20 protein-coding genes, 1 tRNA gene and 2 pseudogenes are annotated in these 25617 nt (G+C 60.2%); 12 read left to right on the top strand and 11 right to left on the bottom strand.

Annotated features, from left to right (window positions below; genetic code table 11):
- The first annotated feature begins 21 nt into the window (after window positions 1-21).
- On the top strand, window positions 22-843 hold the full coding sequence (locus NJC40_RS12450) for an HDOD domain-containing protein (protein ID WP_045488394.1): 822 nt from the start codon (window positions 22-24) through the stop codon (window positions 841-843).
- 68 nt (window positions 844-911) lie between these two features.
- On the opposite strand, the gene NJC40_RS12445 is transcribed toward NJC40_RS12450, so the two are convergent.
- Complete coding sequence (locus tag NJC40_RS12445) at window positions 912-2288, bottom strand: sensor histidine kinase (protein WP_045488392.1); 1377 nt, start codon at window positions 2286-2288, stop codon at window positions 912-914.
- Entirely contained in the window at window positions 2278-2952 is a 675-nt protein-coding gene (locus NJC40_RS12440; RefSeq protein ID WP_045488390.1) for a response regulator, read from the bottom strand. Before NJC40_RS12440 ends, NJC40_RS12445 begins: the two co-directional genes overlap by 11 nt.
- Window positions 2953-3384: 432 nt before the next feature.
- Here NJC40_RS12440 and NJC40_RS12435 point away from each other — a divergent pair, with 432 nt between their 5' ends.
- From NJC40_RS12435 to NJC40_RS12420, 4 genes are read left to right on the top strand one after another with little or no spacing between them, the layout of a single operon-like run.
- Window positions 3385-4365, top strand: coding sequence for a Bug family tripartite tricarboxylate transporter substrate binding protein (locus NJC40_RS12435; protein ID WP_045488388.1), 981 nt, complete (start codon window positions 3385-3387; stop codon window positions 4363-4365).
- A 60-nt stretch (window positions 4366-4425) separates the two neighbouring features.
- Window positions 4426-4884 (top strand): tripartite tricarboxylate transporter TctB family protein, encoded by a 459-nt coding sequence (locus NJC40_RS12430; RefSeq protein ID WP_045488385.1) that lies wholly within the window; start codon window positions 4426-4428, stop codon window positions 4882-4884.
- A gap of 1 nt (window position 4885) precedes the next feature.
- The gene (locus NJC40_RS12425) at window positions 4886-6400 is read left to right on the top strand and encodes a tripartite tricarboxylate transporter permease (RefSeq protein WP_045488382.1); all 1515 of its coding nucleotides are present in this window, start codon (window positions 4886-4888) and stop codon (window positions 6398-6400) included.
- Window positions 6393-7424, top strand: a complete 1032-nt coding sequence (locus NJC40_RS12420) for an AbrB family transcriptional regulator (RefSeq protein WP_253139109.1) — start codon at window positions 6393-6395, stop codon at window positions 7422-7424. The genes NJC40_RS12425 and NJC40_RS12420 overlap by 8 nt, the downstream gene beginning before the upstream one ends.
- A 405-nt stretch (window positions 7425-7829) precedes the next feature.
- On the opposite strand, the gene ung is transcribed toward NJC40_RS12420, so the two are convergent.
- Together ung and NJC40_RS12410 are read right to left on the bottom strand one after the other, a co-directional pair.
- Entirely contained in the window at window positions 7830-8522 is a 693-nt protein-coding gene (gene ung / locus NJC40_RS12415) for a uracil-DNA glycosylase (protein ID WP_045488380.1), read from the bottom strand.
- Between the two features lie 122 nt (window positions 8523-8644).
- A complete protein-coding gene (locus tag NJC40_RS12410) occupies window positions 8645-9073 on the bottom strand; it encodes a hypothetical protein (RefSeq protein WP_253139111.1) in 429 nt (142 codons plus the stop codon).
- A 299-nt stretch (window positions 9074-9372) separates the two neighbouring features.
- Here NJC40_RS12410 and NJC40_RS12405 point away from each other — a divergent pair, with 299 nt between their 5' ends.
- The 6 genes from NJC40_RS12405 to NJC40_RS12380 all read left to right on the top strand — a co-directional run bounded on the left by NJC40_RS12405 (window position 9373) and on the right by NJC40_RS12380 (window position 16575).
- Window positions 9373-12621, top strand: coding sequence for a dermonecrotic toxin domain-containing protein (locus NJC40_RS12405; RefSeq protein WP_253139114.1), 3249 nt, complete (start codon window positions 9373-9375; stop codon window positions 12619-12621).
- A 103-nt stretch (window positions 12622-12724) separates the two neighbouring features.
- On the top strand, window positions 12725-14194 hold the full coding sequence (locus NJC40_RS12400; RefSeq protein ID WP_253139117.1) for a sensor domain-containing diguanylate cyclase: 1470 nt from the start codon (window positions 12725-12727) through the stop codon (window positions 14192-14194).
- The gene (locus NJC40_RS12395; protein WP_253139120.1) at window positions 14191-14421 is read left to right on the top strand and encodes a cysteine-rich CWC family protein; all 231 of its coding nucleotides are present in this window, start codon (window positions 14191-14193) and stop codon (window positions 14419-14421) included. Before NJC40_RS12400 ends, NJC40_RS12395 begins: the two co-directional genes overlap by 4 nt.
- Before the next feature lie 2 nt (window positions 14422-14423).
- Entirely contained in the window at window positions 14424-15116 is a 693-nt protein-coding gene (locus tag NJC40_RS12390) for a pseudouridine synthase (protein ID WP_253139122.1), read from the top strand.
- 348 nt (window positions 15117-15464) lie between these two features.
- Window positions 15465-16358, top strand: a complete 894-nt coding sequence (locus tag NJC40_RS12385; RefSeq protein WP_253139126.1) for an alpha/beta fold hydrolase — start codon at window positions 15465-15467, stop codon at window positions 16356-16358.
- Between the two features lie 143 nt (window positions 16359-16501).
- Window positions 16502-16575 (top strand) — tRNA-Gly (locus tag NJC40_RS12380).
- Between the two features lie 735 nt (window positions 16576-17310).
- Here the strand turns inward: NJC40_RS12380 and NJC40_RS12375 are convergent.
- On the bottom strand, window positions 17311-17664 hold the full coding sequence (locus NJC40_RS12375) for a hypothetical protein (RefSeq protein WP_253139129.1): 354 nt from the start codon (window positions 17662-17664) through the stop codon (window positions 17311-17313).
- Window positions 17665-17673: 9 nt separating this feature from the next.
- On the opposite strand from NJC40_RS12375, the gene NJC40_RS12370 reads away from it, so the two are divergent.
- Entirely contained in the window at window positions 17674-18663 is a 990-nt protein-coding gene (locus tag NJC40_RS12370; RefSeq protein ID WP_253139132.1) for a hypothetical protein, read from the top strand.
- Between the two features lie 107 nt (window positions 18664-18770).
- Here the strand turns inward: NJC40_RS12370 and NJC40_RS12365 are convergent, their stop codons facing one another.
- From NJC40_RS12365 to NJC40_RS12340, 6 genes and pseudogenes are all read right to left on the bottom strand, one after another.
- Window positions 18771-20429 (bottom strand): FMN-binding glutamate synthase family protein, encoded by a 1659-nt coding sequence (locus NJC40_RS12365; RefSeq protein WP_253139134.1) that lies wholly within the window; start codon window positions 20427-20429, stop codon window positions 18771-18773.
- 118 nt (window positions 20430-20547) lie between these two features.
- Window positions 20548-21141, bottom strand: a pseudogene (locus NJC40_RS12360) (methyl-accepting chemotaxis protein); the annotation flags it as partial.
- A gap of 309 nt (window positions 21142-21450) precedes the next feature.
- A pseudogene (locus NJC40_RS12355) lies at window positions 21451-22119 on the bottom strand (MCP four helix bundle domain-containing protein); the annotation flags it as partial.
- A 164-nt stretch (window positions 22120-22283) separates the two neighbouring features.
- Window positions 22284-23618 carry an ATP-binding protein gene (locus NJC40_RS12350; protein ID WP_253139137.1) on the bottom strand — a complete coding sequence of 445 codons (1335 nt, stop codon included), beginning with the start codon at window positions 23616-23618 and terminating at the stop codon, window positions 22284-22286.
- Window positions 23615-24292: a response regulator gene (locus NJC40_RS12345; RefSeq protein ID WP_253139140.1), complete on the bottom strand. Its 678-nt coding sequence runs from the start codon at window positions 24290-24292 to the stop codon at window positions 23615-23617. The genes NJC40_RS12350 and NJC40_RS12345 overlap by 4 nt, the downstream gene beginning before the upstream one ends.
- A 93-nt stretch (window positions 24293-24385) precedes the next feature.
- Window positions 24386-25447 carry an RNA-guided endonuclease InsQ/TnpB family protein gene (locus NJC40_RS12340; protein ID WP_492180526.1) on the bottom strand — a complete coding sequence of 354 codons (1062 nt, stop codon included), beginning with the start codon at window positions 25445-25447 and terminating at the stop codon, window positions 24386-24388.
- Window positions 25448-25617: the final 170 nt, after the last annotated feature.

The following is a 25617-nucleotide window of genomic DNA, read 5'->3' as shown; positions in this document are numbered from 1 at the left end:
CCCACAGCTACGAGATTTGACATGAGCAACATGGCTGCCGAGGTACAAAAGGCCCTGATCAGAGCGATTGAACGGGATGCCTTGTTCCTGCCAACCTTGCCGGAGGTAGCTCTGAAGATTCGTCAGGCTGCGGAAGATACCGAGATCAGTGTGGCCGCACTCAGCCGGGTAATCGGCAATGACACAGCACTGTCGGCGCGCCTGATCCGGGTCGCCAATAGCCCGATGCTGCGTGGTGCGGTAGAGATCAGCGACGTGGTTTCGGCCATTCGCCGTCTTGGCGTGAATTACACCAGCAATCTGGCCATCGGCCTGGTAGTGGAGCAGATGTTCCACGCCAAGTCGCCGGTGATCGAACAGAAGATGCGCGAAATCTGGCAACAGAGCCTGCAAGTGGCCGGCATCTGCTATTCGCTGAGCCAGCGGCATCATCATCTCAAGCCGGACCAGGCCACCCTGGCCGGGCTGGTACACCTGATCGGGATCCTGCCGATCCTGACCTATGCCGAAGACCACTTCGAGCTGCTGGCCGATCCGGTCAGCCTCAACCATGTCATCGACAATATCCACCCGACCATCGGCGAACGCCTGCTATGCACCTGGGATTTCCAGGAGTCGCTGGCCAATGTGCCAAGCCAGTTCCAGAATCTGCAGCGGGTATCGAAAAAGGCGGACTACATCGACCTGGTACAAGTGGCCAGCGCACACATCAACAGAGGCACCAGCCATCCACTGGCGCAGGTAGACATCGTCGACCTTCCGGCCTTTACCCAGCTAGGGCTTGACCCGGCTGGCGGACAACTGAGCGTGCACATGGATGAGGCCAGCAGGATGCTGTACTGACCGCACCCTGCATCGCGGCCGCTACAGAGAACGCTTCGCGGCTAAAGCGGATCGCCGCCCGGCCCCTCCTACGGGAAACTCACCCGCACCTTCAAGCCCCGCTGCTCCCCGTCATGTAACGAGATCTGCGCCAGGTGCGCCCGGCAGATCTCGCCGACGATCGCCAGGCCCAGGCCAGTTCCGGCGCTCTGCTGATTACGCCGATAAAAGCGTTCGAATACCCGCTCACGGTCTGCTTCAGGGATGCCTGGGCCGTCGTCTTCGACTTCCAAAATGCCAGGGGCGATGACCCTCAGTACGACGTTGCCATCAGCAGGCGTGTGAGCCATGGCGTTGTCGAGCAGGTTGCTGAGCAATTCGTTGAGCAGGGTGGGTTCGCCACGCAGCCAGACCGGCTCGTCAGCCTCTAATGCCAGTGCCACGCCCCGGGCATGGGCCAGCGGCGCCAGCGCCATGCCCAACTCACGGGCCAACTGGCTGAGATCAAGGGTCTGCGCGCCCCCCTCGGCAATCGCCCGTGCGCCGTTTTCGATTCGCGCCAGTGACAACAACTGATTGGCCAGATGGGTGAGTCGGTCGGTGCTTTGCGCCGCCGACTCCAGCGTGCTGCGCCACTGCTGCGGGTCATGCTCGCGCAGGCCCAGCTCGACTCTGGCCTTGAGCGCCGCCAGCGGGGTGCGCAGCTCATGGGCCGCGTCGGCGATGAACTGCGCCTGGCGTTCGAACTGATGGCGCAGGCGTTCGGTAAAGTGATTCAGCGAGCTGACCAGCGGGCGCAATTCGTGCTGGACCTCGACCATCGGCAGTGGCCGCAAGTCATCCGGCTGACGGTCTTCCACCGCACTGCGCAAACGCTCCAGTGGACGCAAGGCGGCGCTGACGGTGAACCACACCAGCAACATGGCACCGGCACCGAGCATCCCCAGCCGCAACAAAGTGTCGGCCATCAGACTGCGAGCCATGCCGACCCGCGCCTCCTGGGTTTCGGCCACACGAATTTCCGCAATGCCGTTCATGCCCGGCTCGCTGACCGGCTTGAGCAGGCTCACCACCCGCACATCCTGCCCACGATAAACACCGTTATAGAAGCTGGCCAGCGCCGGGTAGTCATCAGTGCGCAAGGTGCCGGGCGGCGGTGAAGGCAGATTCTCGAAGCCCGAGATCAGACGCTTGTTGATGTCATTGACCTGATAGTAGATACGCCCTTCGCTGTCGTAGGCGAAGGTATCCAGCGCCACGTAGGGAATCTCGGCGCTGAGGGTGCCATCACGCTGGGTCAGGCCGGCCGCGATGGTCCGTGCCGAGGCCAGCAAGGTTCGGTCATAGGCGGTGTCGGCCACCTCCCGACCGTTCCAGTAGGCGCTCATGCCACTGGCCAGCATCAGTACCGTGAGCAGCAGCGCCAGGCTCCAGAGCAACCGCCAGCGCAGGCTGTCATTGCGCATCGCGGCTTTCCAGCAGATAGCCCAGGCCGCGGAAGGTCACGATGGCCACCGAGTGGCCGTCCAGTTTTTTGCGCAGCCGATGAATGTAGATCTCGATTGCATCCGGACTGGCTTCTTCATCCAGGCCGAACACCTGGCCGGCCAATTGCTCCTTGCTCATCACCCTTCCCGAGCGGGCAATCAGCACTTCCAGCACGGCCTGCTCGCGGGAGGTCAGGGTCAGCAGCTCGCCGTTGATGGTGAAGCGCCGGGTATCCAGGTCGTAGACCAGCGCACCGCAGCGCTGCTGCCGCTCACCGCCCAGCACACTGCGCCGCAGCAGCGCCTTGACCCGGGCTTCGAGCTCGGACAGCTCGAACGGCTTGGCCAGGTAATCATCTGCGCCCAGGTTCAGGCCGTGCACGCGGTCTTTGACATCGCTGCGCGCGGTGAGCATCAGCACCGGCGTGTGACGCCCGCGTCCACGCAGGCGGGCGAGCACCTCGAAACCGTCCATGCGCGGCAGGCCGACATCCAGCACCACCGCTGCATACTCCTCGCTGCTCAGCGCCAGGTCTGCCGCCACACCGTCGTGCAGGACATCGACGGTCAGCCCGGCCAACCTGAGCGCCCGGGATACGCTTTCAGCCAGTTGCAGATGATCTTCGACGAACAGCACGCGCATCGTGGTCTCCAGAAATGCCTTTGGGGGGTGAGTCGGCTGGAGTGTACAGGGGCGTACATGGCTGTGAAGCCCCGAAACAATTTGAGGCTGCTTGGTTTATTTGGCAACCAACATTGAAAGGTTAGTGAAAGGTTGGTGATTTAGCATCGCGCAAACGCCCGAAAACTGAGCGTTCCACAAGGTGCCAACGAGCATCTGCATAACAAGAAAAATAAAAAGGATTTACTCATGACCACGCCATGCATGGCTGCGCGCTCATTGACCCGAACTGCACAATGCGCTGCGCTCGCGGTACACCGCCCCCAATTGTCTATACCCCGTCTTCCAGAATTCCGATGCCAGTGATGACACCGGTGCACGCTGCTGCCTGAGGTTTGCTCAGCAGCTCTGCTTCACCCTTTAAAAACAAGAAACGCTTCAGGAGACTGCCCCATGAAACGACCCTTGCACCATCTTGCCCTCGCGGCCGGCGCCATGCTGATGGCCAGCCAGTTGTTCGCTGCTGAACCCAAACGCCCCGAATGCATCGCACCGGCCTCCCCCGGCGGCGGCTTTGACTTGACCTGCAAGCTGGTCCAAAGCGCGCTGATCAACGAGAAGATCCTCACCTCGCCGATGCGCGTGACCTACATGCCAGGTGGCGTGGGTGCGGTAGCCTATAACGCGGTGGTCGCCCAGCGGCCGGCCGATGCCGGGACGCTGGTGGCCTGGTCCAGCGGCTCGCTGCTTAACCTGGCGCAGGGCAAATTCGGTCGTTTCGATGAAAACGCTGTACGTTGGCTGGCAGCCGTAGGCACCAGCTATGGCGCCATCGCCGTGCGCAGTGACTCGCCCTACAAGAACCTCGACGATCTGGTCAAAGCCTTGAAGGCCGACCCGAGCAAGGTCGTGATCGGCTCCGGCGGCACCGTCGGCAGCCAGGACTGGATGCAGACGGCGCTGATCGCCAAGGCCGCAGGTATCAACCCGCGCGCCCTGCGCTATGTCGCTCTCGAAGGCGGTGGCGAAATTGCCACGGCACTGCTCGGCGGCCACATTCAGGTGGGCAGTACCGACATCTCCGACTCGATGCCGCACATCCTCAGCGGTGACATGCGGCTGCTGGCCGTCTTCGCCGACAAGCGCATCGACGAGCCGGAAATGAAAGACATCCCGACCGCCAAGGAACAGGGCTACGACATTGTCTGGCCGGTGGTGCGTGGCTTCTACCTCGGCCCGAAAGTCAGCGACGAAGACTACAACTGGTGGAAAGCCTCGTTCGACAAAGTGCTGGCCTCGGAAGACTTCGCCAAACTGCGCGACCAGCGCGAGCTGTTCCCGTTTGCCATGACCGGCGCCGAGCTCGATACCTACGTCAAGAAACAGGTGGCTGACTACAAATTGCTGGCCAAGGAATTTGGCCTGATTCAGTAATCAGAACCCACTTGTCTGACTAGCCGTTGCGCCTCAAAAGGCGCAACGCAGGAGATCATCATGGTCTTGCAACGACTTCTTGCTGCCGTGCTGCTATTGGTATGTGCGGCCCTGGCGCTGATGGCCTGGCCTTATCAGGCGCCATTTTCTTACGAACCGGTGGGCCCACGGGCTTTCCCGCTGCTGATGCTGGGGCTGATGTCTGCTGCGCTGTTGTACATGCTGTTTCGTCCCACGCCCATCGTCCATACCGAGGACGAACCGCCACTGGATCGTGAAACCCTGGTCAAGATCGCGGTGTGCATCGGCCTGCTGCTGGTGTTTGCCGGCTTGTTCGAACCATTGGGCTTCATTCTCAGCAGCGTCCTGATCGGCATTCCCATGGCCCGGCTGTATGGCGGCCGCTGGCTGCCCGGTGCCGTGGTGGTCACCCTGATGAGCATCGGCCTCTACTTGCTATTCGATAAAGCCATGGACGTTCCCCTGCCCTTGGGCTTGCTCAGCGTTCTGGAGAATTGATATGGATACTTTCAGCTATCTGGGCCAAGGCTTCGGCGTTGCCCTGACCCCTTACAACCTGGTCACCGCTCTGTCTGGCACCCTGATCGGCACCATCGTCGGCCTGCTGCCGGGCCTGGGCCCGATCAACGGGGTGGCGTTGCTGATCCCGATCGCCTTCGCCCTGGGCCTGCCGCCGGAGTCGGCGCTGATCCTGCTGGCAGCGGTGTATCTGGGCTGCGAATACGGCGGGCGGATCAGCTCGATCCTGCTCAACATTCCGGGTGAAGCCTCCACGGTCATGACCACCCTCGACGGCTACCCGATGGCTCGCAAGGGCATGGCCGGTGTCGCGTTGTCGCTGTCTGCCTGGAGTTCGTTCATTGGTGCCTTCATCGCCACCTGCGGCATGGTGCTGTTCGCGCCATTGCTGGCCAAATGGGCCATCGCTTTCGGCCCGGCCGAGTACTTTGTCCTCATGGTGTTTGCGATTGTCTGCCTCGGCGGGATGGCCGGTGACCGACCGCTGAAAACCTTCATCGCGGCCCTGATCGGCCTGTTCCTGTCGGCGGTCGGCATCGATGCCAACAGCGGTGTGTATCGCTTCACAGGAGACAACATCCATCTGACTGACGGCATTCAGTTTGTGGTGTTGGTACTGGGTCTGTTTTCCATCAGTGAAATCCTCCTGCTGCTGGAAAAGACCCATCGTGGCCAGGAAGCGGTCAAAGCCACCGGGCGCATGCTGTTCAACTTCAAGGAAGCGGCGGCGGTATTTATCGTCAACCTGCGCTGTGGCTTGCTGGGCTTTATTCTCGGCGTGCTGCCGGGGGCCGGCGCGACCCTGGCCAGTGCTGTGGCCTACATGACCGAGAAACGCATCGCGGGCGCCAGCGGCAAGTTCGGCCAGGGCGACATGCGTGGCCTGGCGGCACCGGAAACCGCCATTGGCGCAACCGCCTGCGGCGCGCTGGTGCCGATGCTGACCCTCGGCGTGCCGGGTTCAGGCACCACGGCGGTGATGATCGGCGCCCTGTCGCTGTATAACATCACCCCAGGGCCCATGCTGTTCCAGCAGCAGCCAGACATCGTCTGGGGCCTGATCGCCTCGCTGTTCATCGCCAACGTCATGCTGGTGATCCTCAACATCCCGATGATCCGGATCTTCACCCGCATCCTCGCCGTGCCAAACTGGGCGCTGGTGCCGGTGATCGCGATCATTACCGCGATTGGCGTTTATGCCGTCCACGCGACGACCTTCGACCTGTTCCTGATGGTCGGCATCGGCATCTTCGGCTACATCCTGCGCAAGATGGACTTCCCGCTGTCACCGATTCTGCTGGGCTTCATCCTCGGTGGCCTGATGGAGCAGAACCTGCGCCGGGCGCTGTCGATCTCCAATGGCGAACTGGGCATTCTGTGGAACAGCCCGATTACCATGGGCGTCTGGGTAGTCACAGTGTTCATGCTGCTGTTCCCGCTGTACCGCATCTGGCGCAAGCGCGCCAAACAACGTGCAGCCGTGGCTGATGCCTGATAGCTCTTGGCGCAACTGGTGGGCCACCCCGTTTGTAGCGGTAGCGGGTGGCTACCTGGCCAGCCTGATCGGCTGGCCATTGCCATGGATGGTCGGCTCGCTGTTGGCGGTCATCCTGGTGCGCTGCCTGACGCCGTGGCAACTGGGCCCGGTGCCGGGCGGGCGCAAGTTCGGGCAACTGATCATCGGCGTGGGCATTGGTCTGCATTTCAACCCTGCCGTGGTCGAGCAGGTCATCGCCCATTTCGGCCTGATCCTCAGCGGCGCGCTGATCACGGGCCTGTCTTGTCTGATCGGTGTGTGGCTGATGCTGCGCACCGGCGAAGACCGGCCTACTGCGTTCTTTTCCAGCATGCCGGGTGGCTCACAGGAAATGGTCAACCTGGGCGCGCGTAACGGCGCCATCCTCAGCAGTGTGGCAGCGGCGCAAAGCTTGCGGGTATTGGCCGTCGTGCTGTGCGTCCCGGCCATTTTCAAATACCTGATAGGCGATGGTGCGCTGCTCAGCCATCCGGTCAGCGTCGACTGGCGCTGGCTGCTGGGTCTGAGCCTCGGCGGCGCAGTGGTCGCGTGGTTATGGCAACGCCTGAAACAACCCAACCCCTGGCTGTTCGGGCCGTTGCTGCTTACCTCGGTGGCAAGCATCAGTTGTGACCTGCAACTGGGTCTGCCCAACGGTGCCAGCCAACTGGGGCAACTGCTGATCGGCAGCGGCCTGGGCTGTCACTTCAACCGGGCATTCTTTCGTCGCGCGCCGTCATTTCTGGCGCGCACCCTGTTGGGCACGTCACTGATGATGCTGGCCGCCAGCCTCGCGGCCATTGGCCTGGGCGCCCTCACCCATCTGGATGTGCGCTCGCTGACGCTGGGCATGATGCCCGGCGGGATAGCCGAAATGAGCCTGACTGCGGAGGTGTTGCAACTGTCGGTGCCGCTGGTCACCGCCATGCAGGTCATGCGCTTGCTGTTCGTGCTGTTTCTGGCCGAGCCACTGTATCGGCGCTGGGTTAGAAACAGCGCTTAGCCGCAGGAGAGTAGCGCCGATCTCCGGCGCTCTTTTGAGCAATGGAAAATCCATTACCGAGCTGCCTGAACCGCAGGTTTCGCCCTGCTGGGCGACCCCATTTTGAAAGCGGCAAAATGGGGAAAAACCGCTTGCTCCTGGTTTGGGTCCGCCCTGCGGGCAGACTTCCCTCCGTCCGGCGCCGATTCGGGGGCCGGCGCGATGGGCGTCCTGCCCAGCGCACCTGAAACCGACATCCATGTCGGTTTCTCCCCCGAATCGACGCCTACCCTCGGCCTGCACCCAAGTCGCGTTCGGCGTCGTTTGTGCCATCTCGGCTCGAAGATCAAAATCAACGGCAACAATGAGCCAATTCCCTTAACTGATCGGCATTCCCCCTACGAAACCCCGTTCATGTGGCCCAGCTCAAAGCACCGGCAGCCGCCAGTCAATCGGCGTCAGGCCGTTCTGTTCGAGAAACTTGTTGGTCCGCCCGAAATGGCCATTGCCGATAAAGCCTTTGTAAGCCGACAGCGGTGACGGATGCACCGAGGTGAGGATCAGGTGTTTGGTGGCGTCTATCAGCTTGCGCTTGCCCTGTGCATGCGCGCCCCAGAGCAGGAATACCAGGTTGGGCTGATGAGCACTGACCACTTCAATCACTTTGTCAGTGAAATGCTGCCAGCCACGCCCGGCGTGTGAAGCGGCATTGGCCCGCTCGACTGTAAGGGTGGTATTAAGCAGCAATACGCCCTGGTCTGCCCAGGATTGCAGGCAACCATGGTTGGGTATGTCGATGTTCAGGTCGCGGTGCAGCTCTTTATAGATATTGACCAGCGACGGCGGCGTCGCCACGCCCGGCTGTACCGAGAAGCACAAGCCATGGGCCTGGCCCGGACCGTGGTACGGATCCTGGCCGAGAATCACCACTTTCACGTTGTCCAGCGGGGTTGAGTTCAGCGCATTGAAAATCAGCGGCCCTGGCGGAAAGATCTGCTTGCCGGCGGCATGCTCCTGCCGCAGGAACTCGCGCAGCTCAGCCATGTAAGGTTTTTCGAACTCTTCACGCAGTGCGTGCTTCCAGCTGGGTTCGAGTTTGATCCGGTCGTCACTTGTCATGAAGGTGCCTGCTAAAAACGTTGCGCGGACACTAGAAAAGCTCGCAGGCAAAGTCAAATGCACCTGATCGCCGCCGCCCTGAAAACGGCGCCGTATCAGGCGCCGTCATTCATCAGGCAAGGTTAGCGCCGGTTATCCCAGCGGTTGTGGTCACGCTGGCGTTGATCATCCCAACGGTTGCGGTCGCGACGATCGTCCCAGCGGTTACGATCACGCCGGTCATCCCAGCGGTTACGATCAGGGTGGCGGTCATAATCGCGGCCACGATGCTCCCAGGCCTGGCCAGGCGGGCGGCCGGGTACATAGAGCCGCGGCCCTGGTGGCGGACCGTAATAACGCGGCTGTGGAGCGTAATAACGGGGCGGTGGCGGACCGTAATAGCGCGGTGGGGGTGCTACATAGATGCGTCGCTCCTGGTAGTAGCCCGGGCCGTCGTAATAGCCGCGTGCGACCGTAGGCTGGGTATAGACATCCGATTCATAGTAACCGGCGCCTCCATAACAGCCGGCCAGTGAAAGAACCAACAGAACAAGCAGGGATCGTCGATACATGGCGGCCTCCTGGACCGCGAGTGGTCGCGAATCAGCGCCGCTGATCGCGTATCCGCCCGATTCTGGGGGACGCTACATAAGACCGGAAAAACCGATTCTGGTGCGGTAAGCATTCGTCGCCAGGCCGTCGAAAACCGCCTGAAAGTTCCGCGCATCCCACGCCATCGGCCTCTCGGCGCTTCGTGACAATGCAACAAAAAATTTCATAACCGTTATTCTGCGCGATCCATAAATAATTACCCTCATCGGCACTGACAACAACGACATAGTGCGTGGCTTTTCTCATTCGAGTCTCTGCCATGCATGATCCCAGTTTCATCCCTCCCAGACCGATACTGCTTGCCGGTCAGGATCAGGAACGCACCGACAGTTTGCCCGCTGCCAATGCCTTTGCGACTTCACCGTTTTTCGATATCCGCCTCCCTCAGCCCGAGCCAGAACCGGCCACCGACGATACCCGGCTTTTGAATGCCCGGCGCCTTGAGCAACTGGCCCGTCTGCGCAGACGTCCGGGCTATGCCTTGCTGGCCGACTCGGTACTGCTGCTGCGCAGCCTGCAACTGGACATGGACGCCCCTGCGGGCTGGCCGCGCTATGTGCGCAAGCGCCTGACCGACTGGCTGCATGAAACCGCAGGTAAACCGCTGGACCCGGACACGCTGCGGCTGCGCATAGAGAGCCCCTATAGCGGCGTCGATCCGGAGCAGCAACACCTGGAATTGAGCCTGAGCCAGCTGGCGGTGACGGCCGGAGATCAGTCAGAGCTGCCGTATCTGGTGCGGGCCAAAGTGACTGACGGTGCGCCGCTGGCGGAACTGCCGTCATTCAAACGCAGTGACTTACTGCGCCACATCATCGACCAACCCTGGGCAGACGACTACCGACAACAGCTTGACAGGTTCTGGCGCCACCAGGCTGACACCTGGCGTCAACTGGCCCGTTTGTCCTGGCTGGATGAACTGGCCCGGCAATTCAAGCGCAAGTACCTGCACCGCGAGGGTTATTACCTTGCCCTCGATGCACTGGGTTATACCCAGCCGCCCGATACGCCTCAGGCAATGCTGGACACCGGCCCGGCGCGCAGTGCGCAGATCTGGCTGTTGCATTTTGCTGATGAGGTAGTGCCCGGGTTGTTTCAGGTACGCTCGCCGTTGACTGCACACTGCTTCATCCACCAGCCAGGTTCAGGACGCCGCCCTGTCGAATACATCAGCGACAACGCCAGCTACATGACCGAGCGTATGCTGGGCGAACTCAACGACTCTGCCATCCACCGCCATTGGTTGTATCACCAACAACCCGGCCAGATCGAAGCACGCCTGTATGTAGGAGACCCGATGCACGCCCTGCAACGGGCCAGCCAGAGCGCTGCCGAGTCTTTTGCGCGGGGCGGCAGCGATGCATTCATGTGGCAGCCAATCAGGCCGGCCCTGGCACTGGCCGGCGCCGCAGACCTGTGGCAGGCACGGCCAGCCATTCTCGACAGCCTGCCTGCGCCAATGAACATCGCCACCGGCCTGATGCGCAACTGGCTGCGCAAGCAGCACGGGCTTGATCTCAATCCACGCCAGGTGTTCGTCGCCTGGCGCCCTGGCCAGCGACGAACCCCGCTGGGCCATGTACGTCAGGCCGGCAATCGTAGTCATACGCCCGATACCCGGCCGATGAACCTCGCCCAGGCATTGATCAGCCGCTATCAGGCTGAACAGCCCGAGGGCTACATCGATGAAGGTGGCACGTGGGCAATCTGGCACGACCCTACCGGCAAGGGTCAATGGCAGGTGGATAAACAACTGCCTGTCAGTGCCCGACAACTGGCCGAACACATCGGGCGAACTGACTTCCTGACACTGGTCAGCGGGCGCATTGAAACATTCTGGGCACAACAGCAAGCGCAGGTGGAACACGCCTTGCGCGCTGCACTGATCAGCCAGGCAATCATCGCGCTCAAGCAGGGCAATTTGCAGCGCGGCGGCTTCGACCGCGTGGTCGATGCCCTGAGCGACCCGGCCGCCAGTTGGAGCGTACTGGGCTTTGAGGTGCAGAGTTCGTTCATCGAAGGCCTTGAGCAGCAACCGTGCTGCAGCCTGCTGATGCTGGCACCGGCCCAACTCAGGCAGCGGGTGTTGTACCAGGCCGGGCAAGCCAATGGCTTTATCGAGTTTACCGACGCCGAGCAGATGAACCACTACCTGCTTAACGCGATGGCTGATTCCGACTGGCGCACGACGGTAATGCGTTACGTACCGGACCGGCATCAGCAACGCCTGGATTATCTGTTCAAATTCTGGAGCGGCCAGGCACCGCTGCAGATACCGACCTCGATTCTGCGTCCCTGGTCCGACATTCTGTATCAGCCAGACCGCCACCAACGCCATGATCAGTCACTGTACGAACAGCCGCTGCCAGCCGGGCAACCGTTTGCCTACATGTGCCAGACCCTCAGGGCCAACGCGCTGGAGCACGCCCGCCAGCAGATTGTCACTCCAACGCAACAGACCCTGCGCTACTGGAGCGAGCAACTGCGTCATCTGCAGTGGCTGCTGGCGCCCATGTCACTGGCAATGACACCGGCGGCCATCGCGACACTGGCGACCGAACTGGGAGTGCTCGGCACCGATATCGCCATGGCCAACCTGCCCGGCCGTCGCTACCCGGAAAAACAACAGGCACTGGCATCGCTTTTGAGTTTCGCGCTCTGGCGCGTGGGCCCGGCCACTGTCCGGATACTGGACACCCAGCGCAAGCTCATCGACAACGGCCGGCGCGTGTTGCGTACCGCTGCTCAGGCTCGGGCGCCGGGACAACGGATCGGCGGCCCGAGCATGCCCCGCCAGACCCGCCTGGAGCCGTTCTTTCATAATGGCGGCCGGCTCAAACGCTGGACATACAGCGGCCCGCAGTACGGCCAATTGCCGGTGCATGTCTGGAAGCTGGGCCGCAAGTTCCTGCTTTGGACCTCAGACCGTGGCCAGGCGCGCACCTTGGTGGTCAGCACCCATGGCTACCACCTGCCGTGGAGCAAAACCGTGAAAATCCCGAACGGCACGCAAATCCACACCTATGCGCCTCACGGCCATATATTGATCGATCCCGGATTGCACCGGGTTGTCAGCCAACGGGTCAGCCCGTTTGCCATTTCCAGCCCGGTCGGTCACACACCCGCGCTGCCGCCGTTGGTCGCCACCGATAAACTGTTGGCCGGCACCTCGCTGCCGGGGCGCCTGAAAAACTACACACTGGCGAAATACCAGGGTGCCGGGGCAGAAAGCTACGACGATGTCGGCCGGACAGTGCGCAATAGCAACAGCGGTTTTTTCTCCGGACAACTGCCACCGACCCCGATGGACGTGCTGACGGTACGCAACCGGTTTGGCCGCCTGCCGGCGACCTTGGACGAGTTGTTCGGTAACCTTTTTCAGCAGGGCATTCATTACGACCGGATACTTCTGGTGCATTGCCGCTGCGCCGCGCTGCAGGGGCTGATCGGCCAGGCACCGGTCTACACTGTGCCTGCACGGCTGCCGGGGCGCCCGATCAGCCCTTGAAGAACTCTGGCCCGATAAATGCTGGCCACGCGGTGATAGAGCACAGCAATAGGTTTCGTCTACTATGCCGCCCTCAGCGGTTTACCAGCCACCCGGAATCGTTATGCCTTTTCCCAATGCCATCACCTCACAGCGCACCTTGTTGTTCACCTTGGCATTGCTATTGGCAGGCGGTTTTCTGGTCACCTCGTTGCTGAGCTATTACGCCTCGCGCAGCTCGATCCGCGACAACATCATTAATACCGAGCTGCCACTGACCTCCGACACGGTTTACTCGGAAATCCAGAAGGACCTGGTGCGCCCAACCCTGATCGCCTCAATGATGTCGCGTGACACCTTCATGCGCGACTGGGTGGTGAGCGGCGAGAACAACCCCGAGCAGATCATCCGCTACCTGCGCGAGGTGCATGACCACTACGGTGCCTATACCTCATTTTTCATTTCCGAAAAAACCGGGATCTACTACCAGGCCAAGGGCATCCTCAAGACCATCAAGCCCGACGAACCCCGCGATGCCTGGTACTACCGGGTTCGGGACATGAGCGAGCCCTACGAGATCAGCTTCGATCCGGACATGGCCAACCAGGACCGGCCGAGCTTCTTCATCAACTACAAGGTGTTCGACTACAACAATCGCTTCATCGGCGCCGCCGGGGTCGGGCTGACCGTGGATGCGGTGGTCAAGCTGATCGACCGCTACCAGCAGCGCTATGATCGTGGCGTATTTTTCGTCGACACCCGCGGCGTTGTGGTGCTCACCGGCACCAGCAGCAGCCCGCACGATCCACAGGCCGGCCAGACGCTGCTGGACCTGCCAGGCCTGGGCAAGCTCATGGAAAAACTGCCCCAGGCCAGCAACGATAGCTACGAGTACACCGCCGAAGGCGCTGACAGCTTCGTCAATGTGCGCTTCATCCCTGAACTGAACTGGTTCCTGTTCGTCACCAAAAAGGAAAATGGCGCGCTGGACGGCATCCGCCATTCACTCTACCTGAACCTGGCGATCTGCCTGGCGGTGACCCTGATCGTCATGCTGTTACTGAACAAGACCCTGCACCGCTACCAGAGCCGCCTGGAAGCGCAGGCCACGCTCGACACCCTGACCGGCCTGCCCAACCGCCGCGGGTTCAATCTGCTGGCCAGCAATACCCTGGACAGCCCCGGCCCGGTGACCGCCCTGCTACTGGACCTGGACCACTTCAAACACCTCAACGACACCCATGGCCATTTGGCAGGCGATGCGGTGCTGGCAGGCTTCGCGGAAGACCTCAAGAGTTGCCTGCGCCAGTCCGACGTGATTTGCCGCTGGGGTGGCGAAGAATTCATCGTATTGCTCAAAGACAGCGACCTGGCCGGCGGCCAGCGCGTGGCCGAGCAGATTCGCCGGTTGGCTGAGCAACACGATTACTTTTTTTCCGGAAGCATGCTGCAGGTCACCGTCAGCGTCGGCCTGACCGAGCGCCTGCCCAACGACAACCTGCAGGATCTGATCGCCCGTGCTGACCGGGCGCTGTATCAGGCCAAGCTAGGCGGCCGTAATCAAGTGTGCGTCGAGCGGGCAGTGCCGGTATGAGTGCAATACCGCAGAGCAGCGCCATCGCCCAACGCTGCCCATTATGCGGCTACAGCAACGACTGCTCGCTGGCCGATCCGCGTACCGCCGCCCAGGCTTGCTGGTGCTTCAGTGTCAGCATTGACCCTGCTCGCCTCGCCGCCCTGCCCGATGAGCTGCGCAATAAAGCCTGCCTGTGCCCGCGCTGCGCAGGGATTGTCGATAGCCTGGCGCAGGACGGCGCCTGACCATGCGTCTGGATCGCTTTCTTGGCAACCTGCCCCAGTTCAGCCGCAAGCAAGTGCGGCTGCTCTTGATTGCTGGCCGGGTCCGGGTCGATGGCAACACCACCCGTGACCCGCTGCATGAGGTCCGCGAGTTCAGCCGCGTGCAACTGGACGACGAGGTGTTACAGGCAGGCAAGCCGGCGCGTTACTTCATGCTGCATAAACCGATGGGCTGCGTGAGTGCGACCCAGGATGACCAGCATCCGACGGTGCTCGACCTGCTGGATGTGCCAGACCGGCATGAACTGCACATCGCCGGGCGCCTGGACTTCAATACCACCGGCCTGATGCTGCTGACCAATGACGGCCAGTGGTCGCGGCGACTGACCCAGCCGCAGACCAAACTGCCCAAGGTGTATTACGTTGAAACCGAGCAGGTAATCGACGAACGGTATGTGGCGCGCTTCGCTGAAGGGTTCTATTTCGCCTTCGAAAACCTCACCACCCAGCCCGCTCACCTGACCCTGCTCGGCCCACGCCAGGCACGGCTGAGTATCGTCGAGGGCCGCTATCATCAGGTAAAGCGGATGTTCGGCCACTTCGATAACAAAGTGATGCGCCTGCACCGCGAAAGCATGGGCCCTTTGCTACTGGATGAGCGGTTGAAACCGGGCCGGTTTCGCGCACTGACGGCCCAGGAAGTCGACTCGATCTGACCGTCAGTCGGCCCACACCCCACGAAATGTGACTTCATACGAACGGCACTTGCGGGTTCCCGGATCGACTGCTTGAATCCAGACGTCGGTCCACATGTGACCGACAAGTCATACCCGCATTCTAAGAAACCTTTTTGCCGTACCAGGGCCATTCAGGCCCACGACAAATCGCCCGCCTAATAACAATACCTGTCGGACAGATGGTTCGGATCGACATGGGCTTTTAACCAAGGCATATGCCTACCTGTCACGAAACTCGTGCAAATTGATTTGCGCGTAACAAGCCGTTGAAAAACGCCGGCCGTTTTCGACTGCTTGGTAACCCTTGTCTACGCCAGGAGAAGACATATGAGCCCAGAAATCGCTGTGCTTGATATACAAGGACTGTTCAGGGTTTACACGGAATTCTATCGTGCAGACGCCGCGGAAAAGACCATCATCATGGTCAATGGCTCACTGGCCACCACCGCGTCCTATGCGCAGACCGTACGTAACCTGTACCCACAGTTCAACATCGTCCTGTTCGACCAGCCGTACGCCGGTCGTTCCAAACCGCACAACACCCACGAAGCACCGCTGAGCCGTGAGATAGAAGCCCATCTGCTGCTGGAACTGATCGAGCACTTCCATGCCGATCATGTCATGTCCTTTTCATGGGGCGGGGTGGCAACCCTGCTGGCCTTGGCGCAGCGTCCCAAGCGCATCGAGAAAGCCGTTGTCAGTTCGTTCTCGCCGGTCATCAACGACGCCATGCAGGACTATCTGCTGCGCGGCGTGAAACACCTGGGCGAACGTAACCGCTACGAAGTCGGTCACCTGATCAACGACACCATCGGCAAGCACTTGCCCTCGCTGTTCAAACGCTTCAACTATCGGCATGTCAGCAGTCTGGACCTGCACGAATACGACCAGATGCATCATCACATCACCCAGGTGCTGGCAGTCGACCCGCAGAACTACCTGGCAGCCGCGAGCAATATCAAAATCCCCGTCCTGTTCATGAACGGTGCGCTGGACGAATACACCAGTGGCCAGGATGTCCACCATTTCACCAAGTACGTACAAGACTGCAGCTTCAGCACCATCCAGGACGCCGGTCATTTCCTCGACATGGAAAACAAGGCCGCCTGCCGCGACTCGAAAAACGCCCTGCTGGGATTTCTGCAGCCAGGTGCGGTGTCTGCCAGCAATACCCGCCATGCCTACCACCAGCCACAGGGAACTCACGCATTTGCTCTTTGAAACCTGCCGTACCCGGCCCCAACCAAGCACATACATTCGCCGATGCCCACCAAAGCCTCTCGGCGAATGTTGCCTGAATGATCGGTCAGTAAATCAACGCTTCATTTAACCCGCTCTATCTGGTACAAAGTCAGGCGCACAAAGCGGGTGTCGTATAATGGCATTACTCCAGCTTCCCAAGCTGATAACGAGGGTTCGATTCCCTTCACCCGCTCCAGTCTCCTCCCGGTGACCATAGCTCACCGACGATAGCCTCAAAGCCATGCAGTATCTGGCTTTGGCTATTCGCGATAAGCATCGCAACCTTCCTGTCCCTGCCTTCTACTGCGCATTAACCAAACCGGCCATAGCGTCGTCGAATGAACGTGCGCAGCGACTGCCTGCATCATCCCCCTCCCAATCCAATATCGACGGCTATCTACAACAAAAAAGCACGGCACCCAAGAAATGATGGCAATGTGCCAAATATTCGTTTTACCGTCATCAGATCCGGAGTACATTTCCGAGCTCGTAAAGCCCGGTTTGAATCCGCAGCCGGTTCCAAGCAAAAGCCTTTCGACTCAATCCATCCGTACATCACAGTCGCGCAGCGGTATTACGCGAGCGGCACGAATCCAGGGAAGGCATCAGGATGGTCCATGCCAGCAAGCAATCCAGGTCGTAGCGTAAGCACCACGCAGGCTTTCTATTGGGCCCCTGGCCTTGAGTGCGTTCAGCCCGCCAATGACTCGCCAGGCGTTGCATCCGTTCTGAGATATCCCGGCAGCCAGCTAATCCAGACTCGGCTCAAAGACATTTTCGCGTATTGGCCGCAGACGTCGTTAGCGAGCACCTGATTGATCAACTTGCATCGATCCGCGTGATTAACACTTATTAAAACAACACTTGATCAGCAACACGTGATGAAAAAAAGCCCAAGGAGTGCGCGATGTCATATAAGCATATAGTGTGTTCAGTCATAACAGCGGTGGCCACTGTCTATGGGCTCAACGCCCATGCCCTGTCCAGCGATAACGGCTACGAAAAGGCCGCCATAGAACAGTTCAATACCTCCGCCAAAGCGCCCTGCATCAGCGATTTCCCCTGCTTCAGCATCAGCAATCAATACCCCCGGCAACCGCCCGCTTCTGTCGCGGCGTTCCCCTGGAGCGGCATTGATTACAAAACCGAACCAGAGAAGTACATGGCCGCGGTCCTGAGCTATGTTGTCGAAGGTAATACCGAAGTTGATTGGCAATTGCAGAAAAACGCCGTACGCCCTTGGTACCACGCCCCCTGGATGCACGATAAACGCGAACCGGTCCATGGACTGACCATGGAAAGGCGCAGCCGCTTTCATGAATTAGGCCCCAACCAGACACGCCGGGCGAATAACTGGGCGGTAGGGTTCTACAACGAATTGGGTGCCAGTACCTTCGGCAACGTATGGGCAGACCCGGCACGGCCCGTAACCACCAACACGCTTTTCCCTGTAGGCACGGTCACCGCCAAGCTGTTGTTCACCGATGCCACCGATAGCGAAGCGCCCTACCTCAAGGGTAACAATCTGGTATGGAAAGCCGACATCGATGGTAACGGCCAGCCAAGGGCAGTTCGCCTGCTGCAAATGGATATCGCGGTCAAGGAACAGGCAGACGCGACCCATAGCGGCTGGGTGTTCGGTACCTTTGTATTCAACGGCGACCGTCAAGCGGCCAACTATTGGGATAATCTGATTGCTGTGGGTCTGGAATGGGGCAACTCGCCGAACCTGACCTACGCCGATTACCAGGCAGGCAAGCGTCCTGAAGAGAGCTGGATCAACCCCGAAGCCAAGCGCATGTTCGCCAAGCGTGCACCCGATGACCAGATGGGGTACCTGGGCCGCATGAACGGCCCGGTCGACAGTCCACTGTCCAGCTGTATGAGCTGCCACGGCCGAGCCATGGACACTCGGGGCGAACGTGCACCAGAGTTCAACCCCAGCTACCCGGATAGCTGCCTCAGAGCAGTCGCGCTTCCCGGCAGCGACAATGAAACCTACGAGCGCGTGGCCGGCTGCAAGGTCAATGAAGCGGCGGTAGCGCCTTTCTACCGTAACCTCAAGTCCGGCGAGCCTTTTACGCCAGGATTCAACTCACTGGATTACTCGCTGCAGATGATGATTGGCGTTTCCAGCTGGCGTACCTGGACCCAGAAGAACTACCCGACGGTGCTCATGAACGACAATGCCAACCCCGGCATCAAGGGCACGGGGAACGAAGTCTCCACGCCAGTGAAGCCTGCTTTACCCAAAGCCGAGACACCCCTTAACCGCGGCAATTAAACCCTGCGACTGCCCGTGGTTCATCAGGTAAACACCACGGGCAGTGCAGCATGCAGGGCCAAGGCCGATCAGTTCAGGACAACAACTGATCCGGAAAAAGCCGCCGGTCAGGCCCGCGCCTGCCCCACCAGCGTAGGCTCCATCGCCGTTTCATCGGCCGGCATCGGATCAAAGCTGTCGGCCCGCGCCGCCCGCCACATGCGCTCGTAAAACTCACCCTCAACGTGGCCGCCAAGCAATGCTCCGGGCTTGAGGAACACATGCATTTGCGAGAACAGCTTGACCTCTGTGGCAGACATGCGCCGGACCAGATGCCGTGCGGTCAGTTGTCGTGGATGGGTCAAACCGGCGGCGGCGAGCATTTCGGCCAGGGCCTTCAAGGTACTGCGGTGGAAGTTATAGACCCGGGTCGCTTTGTCTTCGACCACCAGCGCACGCTGGCGCAGCGGGTCCTGGGTGGCGACACCGGTCGGGCATTTGTTGGTGTGGCACGACTGGGACTGGATGCAGCCGATGGCGAACATGAAGCCGCGCGCGGCGTTGCCCCAGTCGGCGCCGATGGCCAGGACACTGGCAATATCGAAGGCGCTGATGATCTTGCCGCTGGCGCCGAGTTTGATTTTGTCGCGCAGGTTGATGCCCACCAGGGTGTTATGCACGAACAACAGGCCTTCGCGCATCGGCACGCCAAGGTGATCGGTGAACTCCACTGGCGCAGCGCCAGTGCCGCCCTCTGCACCATCGATCACGATGAAGTCTGGCAGGATGCCGGTTTCCAGCATGGCCTTGGCGATGCCCATGAACTCCCAGGGGTGGCCCAGGCACAGCTTGAAACCCACGGGCTTGCCGCCGGACAACTCACGCAGCCGGGCAATGAAGTGCATCAGTTCCAGCGGCGTGGAGAAGGCGCTGTGGCTCGATGGTGAGATGCAGTCCTCACCCATCGGCACGCCACGGGTGCTGGCGATTTCCTGGGTAACCTTGTGCTTGGGCAAGATCCCGCCGTGGCCGGGCTTGGCGCCCTGGCTGAGCTTGATCTCGATCATCTTCACCTGTGGGTCGCCGGCCTGGCGGGCGAATTTCTCGGCATCGAACTTACCGTCGTATGTCCGGCAGCCGAAGTAGCCACTGCCCAGTTCCCAGACCAGATCACCACCGTGTTCGCGGTGGTAGGGGCTGATGCTGCCCTCACCGGTGTCATGGGAAAAATGACCCATCTTCGCGCCTTTGTTCAACGAGCGAATCGCGTTGGCGCTGAGTGAGCCGAAGCTCATCGCCGAGATGTTGAACACCGAAGCCGAGTAAGGCTGCGTGCATTGCGGCCCGCCGATCTCGACCCGAAAACTTTCAGGGTCTGACAAGGGCGCGGGGCGCATCGAATGGCTGATGAATTCGTAGCCGGTCTGGTAGACGTTCATCAAGGTGCCGAACGGTTTGTCCGAGGCTTCGCTTTTGGCCCGGGAGTAAACCAGCGCGCGCTGGGCGCGGGAAAACGGCGTGGCCTCGTCGTCGGCTTCAAGCAGATACTGGCGAATCTCCGGGCGGATGCCTTCGATCAGGTAGCGGATGTTGCCAAGAATCGGGTAGTTACGCCGTACAGCATGACGCGACTGTAAAAGATCAAAGATGCCCTGCAGGCTCAACAACCCCAGCACCAGGGTGAATATCCAGAGCCATTCATGCTGGTGCACGAACGGCAGGGTCGCCAAGGTGAACACGACGCAGCAGACAAAGAACGCATAACGACTGAGCAGCGAAAAACTCATGGGATTTCCTTCTGGCATGGCACGGTAGGATCACCATAGCAATAATCGTCTGTTGTTGATGGATTCAAGCAACAGAGTGCCAGAAGGTTTACACGCCCTGCTCCGGTACTGGACGACTTCAAAGTTTGAAGCGACCCACCATTTGATTGAGATCGACAGCCAACCGCGACAACTCCTGGCTGGCGGAGTTGGTTTGTTTGGCTCCGGCCGAAGATTGCAGCGACAGGTCACGGATATTGACCAGGTTACGATCAACCTCTCGCGATACCTGTGCCTGCTCTTCGGCTGCACTGGCGATCACCAGGTTACGATCGGAGATCAGGTTGACGCTCTTGGTAATCTCCTCAAGAGCCTCGCCAGCACTTCGAGCGGCATCCAGAGTGGCCTGAGCACGAGCGTTGCTGTTCTGCATCGAAACGACCGCCTGGCTGCTGCCTTGCTGGATGCCCCCGACCATCACCTCGATCTCTTGGGTCGACTGCTGAGTACGATGGGCAAGAGCCCTCACCTCATCGGCGACGACTGCGAAACCGCGCCCGGCTTCCCCCGCCCTTGCCGCTTCGATAGCCGCGTTGAGTGCCAACAGGTTGGTTTGTTCGGCAATGGCCCGGATGACATCCAGTACTTTACCGATGTCACGCGTCTGTTCCGCGAGGTTGCGTATCTGGTCAGCGGTGTTGCCGACGTCTTCATTCATTTTCTGGATGGCAGTGACGGTCTCTTGCACACGTTGACGGCCATGCAAAGCAGAGGTACTGGATTGTTGCGACGCCGTAGAGGTGCTGACCGCGTTGCCGGCCACTTCTTCGACCGCTGCCGTCATTTCATTTACCGCGGTAGCCGCTTGCTCTATCTCGTTGCTTTGCTGCTGCAACGAACGTGACCCTTCCTCGGTGACGGCATTGAGTTCTTCGGCAGCAGAAGCCACCTGGGTTGCCGACCCGGAAATCTGCTGCAAGGTATCGCGCAGATTCATTTGCATCTTCCGCAATGCCTGCTGCAAGCGCGAAACCTCATCATGGCCATCGGGCTCGACAGTTTGCGTCAGATCGCCGCTGGCCACTGTTTCGGCGGCCTGCACGGCTTCATCCAGAGGACGCACAATGCTGCGGGTAAATATCACCGCGAGCAGGGCCGTCATGATCGCAGCCAGCACCAGCACGGTGATAACAATGTTACGCGCCGATAGATACTGCTCAGCGGCATCGGCAACAGCCTTGTCAGAGTCCTGGCGATTCACGTCCAGCAACCACTGAATCAACGGCGCCATCTGATCGGAGTAACGCTTCAGATCGCCATTGATCAGGCCCAGGATTTCTCCGTCACGCTTCTCGATGGATGCTTTGCGCAGCGTGTCCTGCGCAAGCAGATAATTAACGAGTGCTTCTTTGAGCTGACGAAATTTATCAGCCTCTTCGGCACTGCCTACCAAAGGCGCATACTCGTCCATGCTGGCGTTGACCTTTTTGGTCAGCACCTCAAGACGCGCTTCGCCTTTATCAATGTCTGCCTGCGAGCGACCTACCTGGATTACGTACGAAACAGTACGCAAGCGGGTGGTGGTATCGGCCAGCTCACCGAGGATACGAGTCGGCTTCAGGCTGTCCTGAGCAATACTCGTCGTGGCGTCGTAAAGGCTCGACATTTTATTGAGACTCATCAGCCCCAGAAAAAGGACCAGCAACGCCATGATGCCGAAAAAAATCGACGCTCGTGGTGCAATACCAAAGTTACGCAGTCCCATCATTGCCGATCCCTTCGATTGATATTGAGAGGCTATCGGCATGGCATGTCATAAATTGAAGCAATTGATGAATTGATTCATCACCCAAAATGTATATTGGAAAGGCGGCTTCAATAACCCTTGGCAGTCAACGACTCAGGCAGGCTGAACGTCACCTCCAGCCCATCGGCCCGATTGCTGAACACCAGACTGCCGCCGCAACGCTCGGCAATCGCTTCGACGATCGACAGGCCAAGGCCACTGCCGTCACTGCCGGTCTTGCGCCAGAAGCGCCGGGTCATGTTGGGGATCTGCTCTTGCGCCATTCCCGGTCCCCGGTCAGACACGCAGAACTGCAACCCGGCCGTGCTGTGACACACCCGGAACTCGACCGGGCTTTGCGCCGATGAGTGACGCAGGGCGTTTTCCAGCAGGTTACGCAGCGCCGACACCACCAGCGTGACCGGCGCCTGAATCGGCGCGGCGGATAAGTCGCCCGCCAATTGCAAGATCACTCGCGGGCGCTGCGCCGGGTCGATATCGGCAATGGCCATGCGTGCCACGTCCTCGGCCGAACCTTGCATGCCATCGTTAAAGTCCTGGCTGCCTTCAACCCGTGCCAGCAACAGCAATTGCTCAAGGGTGCGTTGCAGGCGATCGGCTCCAGCCTCGGCATGGGCCAACGACGGGTCGTCTTCGCCGTGCACCATCCTCGCCACTTGCAGGTGGGTCTTGATCGCAGTCAGCGGGCTGCGCAACTCATGGGCCGCATCGCCACTGAAACGCCGCTCGCGCTCGATGGTCTGGGCAATCCGCGCAAACAACTGGTTCTGGGTGTCGACCAGCGGTTGCAGTTCACCGGCCAGAGCGCCCATCTGCAAGGGATGTAACGAGTCGGCGTTGCGCCGGGTCAAGGCTTCGCGCATGACCTGCAAAGGCTTGAGTCCCTGCCCGACACAGAACCACAACAGCGCCAGACTGCCCAGCAAGGCGACCAGGACCGGCAAGGCGGCGGCAAACAGCACCGAACGATTGAGATGGTCACGGTCATTGAGTTTGTCAGCGGTGGTGATGCGTAAATTCCCCGCCACCAGGGTGAAGGTGCGCCACACGACGTCTTCGATCACCTGCTGGCTAAACCCGTGAGCCTCAGGCTCAAGGGCCTGATCAGGAGCGGTCTGGCTGCTGAGCAGCACCTCACCACGCAAGGAACTGACCTGGCAGGCCATGCCGTTGGCCACCGCCAGTTGCTCGGCGCTGATCGGCACGCGCGAACCGTCCTTATCATGAATATGGGGCAACTGGGCAAACAGACTCGCGACCATATGCGCCGAAGCCTCCAGCCGGCCATCGAGCGAGCGCATCATCTGCCCATGGAGGTTCTGTAACATCCAGGCTGCCGCCAACAGCCAGAGCAGCACGAAAAACGAGCCCAGCATGAGGGTCAGGCGCAGGCGCAGACTCATGACTCCACTTCTCGACCGGCCGGGCCTAATCGATAGCCCAGCCCGCGCACGGTTTCGATAATGCTGTTGCCGAGCTTGCGCCGCAGATGATGGATGTGCACGTTCAGCGCGTTACTCTCGACGTCTTCGCTGAAGCCGTACAGGGCATCTTTGAGGTTGTCGCTGCTGAGCACCCGGGTCGGGTTGTTGAGCAGCACCTGCAAGAGTGCCAGTTCACGGCGTGGCAAATGCACCGGCTCACTGTCAAGCCAGGCCTGGCACGTCCCCGGATCGAAGCGTAACGGGCCATGCTCGACGATGTTCACACTGCGCCCGGCGGCACGGCGCACCAGCGTATGCAGGCGCGCTGCCAGTTCGCGCAGGTCGAAGGGTTTGAGCAGATAATCATCGCCACCGGCCTGCAGACCGGTGACCCGGTCGGTGACCGCATCGCGTGCAGTGAGGATCAGCACCGGCAACTCCATGCCTTGCTGGCGCAGGCGTTGCAGCAGACGTATGCCGTCTTCATCGGGCAGGCCCAGGTCGAGAATCAACACGTCGAAATGCCCCATGCGCAGGCTGGCCTCGGCGCTACGTGCATCGGCCACGTGGGTCACGGTAAGACTCATGGCATTGAGCCCGGCCACGATACCACTGGCGATCAGCGCATCGTCTTCGACCAGCAATACGTGCATGGGGCAACTCCGGTATCAATATCAGCCAATCATCGGCCATTTCGATTAAGACGGCATTATCGGACATGTCCGCGCCTTGACATCCTCCCCGCCCTAAAGGGCGGGGATTCCCACAACTGGACGCTCATGCCCGAGCGCGAGAATGTTCTTTGCGGCGTTGACGTCGCGGTCGTGGGTGGCACCGCACCCACAACAAGTCCATTCCCTTATTCCAAGCCCTGCGATACCTCTCGGCCTCGAGTCCGGCAATTGCTTGCAGCTCGAACAGGTTTGGGTGGTGTTTCTCTCGCTGACAACCTTGAAAACCGTGCCTGCGTGATCGCATTTGTATTCCAGCATGGTTTTCAATTGGCCCCAGCCGGCGTCCAGCACCGACTTGGCCATCCTGGTTTTCGCTAGTTTCAGTGAGTTCACATCGCCCACCACAATGACGCCACAACGCGCGACCAGCGCGTTGCTGAACTTGTGCAGGGCATCCTTGCGGCGGTTCGCAATTTTGGCGTGAATCGCCCGCACACGGGCCTTCTTGCCGGCGCGCTGGGCCGTTCCCAGCGACTTTTCAAGGTCTCGGTAGAAGCGTCCGCTTTCGAGCCTGTCACCGTCGCTGCAAGTGGCGGTGGTTTTCAACCCAAGGTCGATACCCACCGCGTCCTGGCCTGGCGATAACTGGCGGTCGACCTCGACCACGATGTTGAAATACCAGCGTCCACGGCTGTCCTCGTTGAAGCTACCGGATCTGAATTTAAAACCCGCCAGGCCGTAGCTGTCCCAGACCTTGAAGTGCTGTTTGTTGAAGACGACCTGGCCGTTTTTCCAGACAGCAGCGCCGACCTTGAAGGGCAGCCAACCCAGACTGCGCCGAGCGCCGCCCGAGCAGCGCCAGCGGAGCTGGCACTTTTTGAACTGCTTGCGCCGTGTGACATATTCGTCGGCAACAGCCTGCACCGATTGGCTGTGCAGCCCCAGGTCTTTACCGGCCCCGTTGGTGTACTTGTGAATGTCGAACGCCGACAGAAAACGACCACGCTCACGAATCGAGCGACGGCTCAACTCGTTTACGTAGTTCCACACAAAATTCACAGCACGAGAAGCTTCACGCAGCTGCGGTGCATGCTTGTCTCGCACTCGAACCTTGAGGGTTCTGGTCGCTTTCATTTCAGTCATGAAACACAGGATAGGGCGGCTTTATGGATCTTAACCCCTATGACCGCTTCGCGGTGCCGCTTTCATCCCCACCTGAAGGAAGGGGCTTTTCGCGCCAGCTTGGTAAAACACTGCATCGCCCGCTTTAACCCGCTGTTAATGCCTCACTCGCATGCTGCCCG

Source organism: Pseudomonas sp. 21LCFQ02 (assembly GCF_024129895.2).
Lineage (GTDB): Bacteria > Pseudomonadota > Gammaproteobacteria > Pseudomonadales > Pseudomonadaceae > Aquipseudomonas.
Note: the sequence above shows the minus strand (reverse complement) of the source record. Positions and strands in the feature narration are given on the sequence as shown.

Bases quoted from the DNA above. Each gene is read 5' to 3' on its own strand.
- NJC40_RS12450 (WP_045488394.1), top strand. From the start codon at position 22: ATGAGCAACATGGCTGCCGAGGTACAAAAGGCCCTGATCAGAGCGATT.
- NJC40_RS12445 (WP_045488392.1), bottom strand. From the start codon at position 2,288: ATGCGCAATGACAGCCTGCGCTGGCGGTTGCTCTGGAGCCTGGCGCTG.
- NJC40_RS12440 (WP_045488390.1), bottom strand. From the start codon at position 2,952: ATGCGCGTGCTGTTCGTCGAAGATCATCTGCAACTGGCTGAAAGCGTA.
- NJC40_RS12435 (WP_045488388.1), top strand. From the start codon at position 3,385: ATGAAACGACCCTTGCACCATCTTGCCCTCGCGGCCGGCGCCATGCTG.
- NJC40_RS12430 (WP_045488385.1), top strand. From the start codon at position 4,426: ATGGTCTTGCAACGACTTCTTGCTGCCGTGCTGCTATTGGTATGTGCG.
- NJC40_RS12425 (WP_045488382.1), top strand. From the start codon at position 4,886: ATGGATACTTTCAGCTATCTGGGCCAAGGCTTCGGCGTTGCCCTGACC.
- NJC40_RS12420 (WP_253139109.1), top strand. From the start codon at position 6,393: ATGCCTGATAGCTCTTGGCGCAACTGGTGGGCCACCCCGTTTGTAGCG.
- ung (WP_045488380.1), bottom strand. From the start codon at position 8,522: ATGACAAGTGACGACCGGATCAAACTCGAACCCAGCTGGAAGCACGCA.
- NJC40_RS12410 (WP_253139111.1), bottom strand. From the start codon at position 9,073: ATGTATCGACGATCCCTGCTTGTTCTGTTGGTTCTTTCACTGGCCGGC.
- NJC40_RS12405 (WP_253139114.1), top strand. From the start codon at position 9,373: ATGCATGATCCCAGTTTCATCCCTCCCAGACCGATACTGCTTGCCGGT.
- NJC40_RS12400 (WP_253139117.1), top strand. From the start codon at position 12,725: ATGCCTTTTCCCAATGCCATCACCTCACAGCGCACCTTGTTGTTCACC.
- NJC40_RS12395 (WP_253139120.1), top strand. From the start codon at position 14,191: ATGAGTGCAATACCGCAGAGCAGCGCCATCGCCCAACGCTGCCCATTA.
- NJC40_RS12390 (WP_253139122.1), top strand. From the start codon at position 14,424: ATGCGTCTGGATCGCTTTCTTGGCAACCTGCCCCAGTTCAGCCGCAAG.
- NJC40_RS12385 (WP_253139126.1), top strand. From the start codon at position 15,465: ATGAGCCCAGAAATCGCTGTGCTTGATATACAAGGACTGTTCAGGGTT.
- NJC40_RS12375 (WP_253139129.1), bottom strand. From the start codon at position 17,664: ATGGACCGGTTCGCGTTTATCGTGCATCCAGGGGGCGTGGTACCAAGG.
- NJC40_RS12370 (WP_253139132.1), top strand. From the start codon at position 17,674: ATGGAAAGGCGCAGCCGCTTTCATGAATTAGGCCCCAACCAGACACGC.
- NJC40_RS12365 (WP_253139134.1), bottom strand. From the start codon at position 20,429: ATGAGTTTTTCGCTGCTCAGTCGTTATGCGTTCTTTGTCTGCTGCGTC.
- NJC40_RS12350 (WP_253139137.1), bottom strand. From the start codon at position 23,618: ATGAGTCTGCGCCTGCGCCTGACCCTCATGCTGGGCTCGTTTTTCGTG.
- NJC40_RS12345 (WP_253139140.1), bottom strand. From the start codon at position 24,292: ATGCACGTATTGCTGGTCGAAGACGATGCGCTGATCGCCAGTGGTATC.
- NJC40_RS12340 (WP_492180526.1), bottom strand. From the start codon at position 25,447: ATGAAAGCGACCAGAACCCTCAAGGTTCGAGTGCGAGACAAGCATGCA.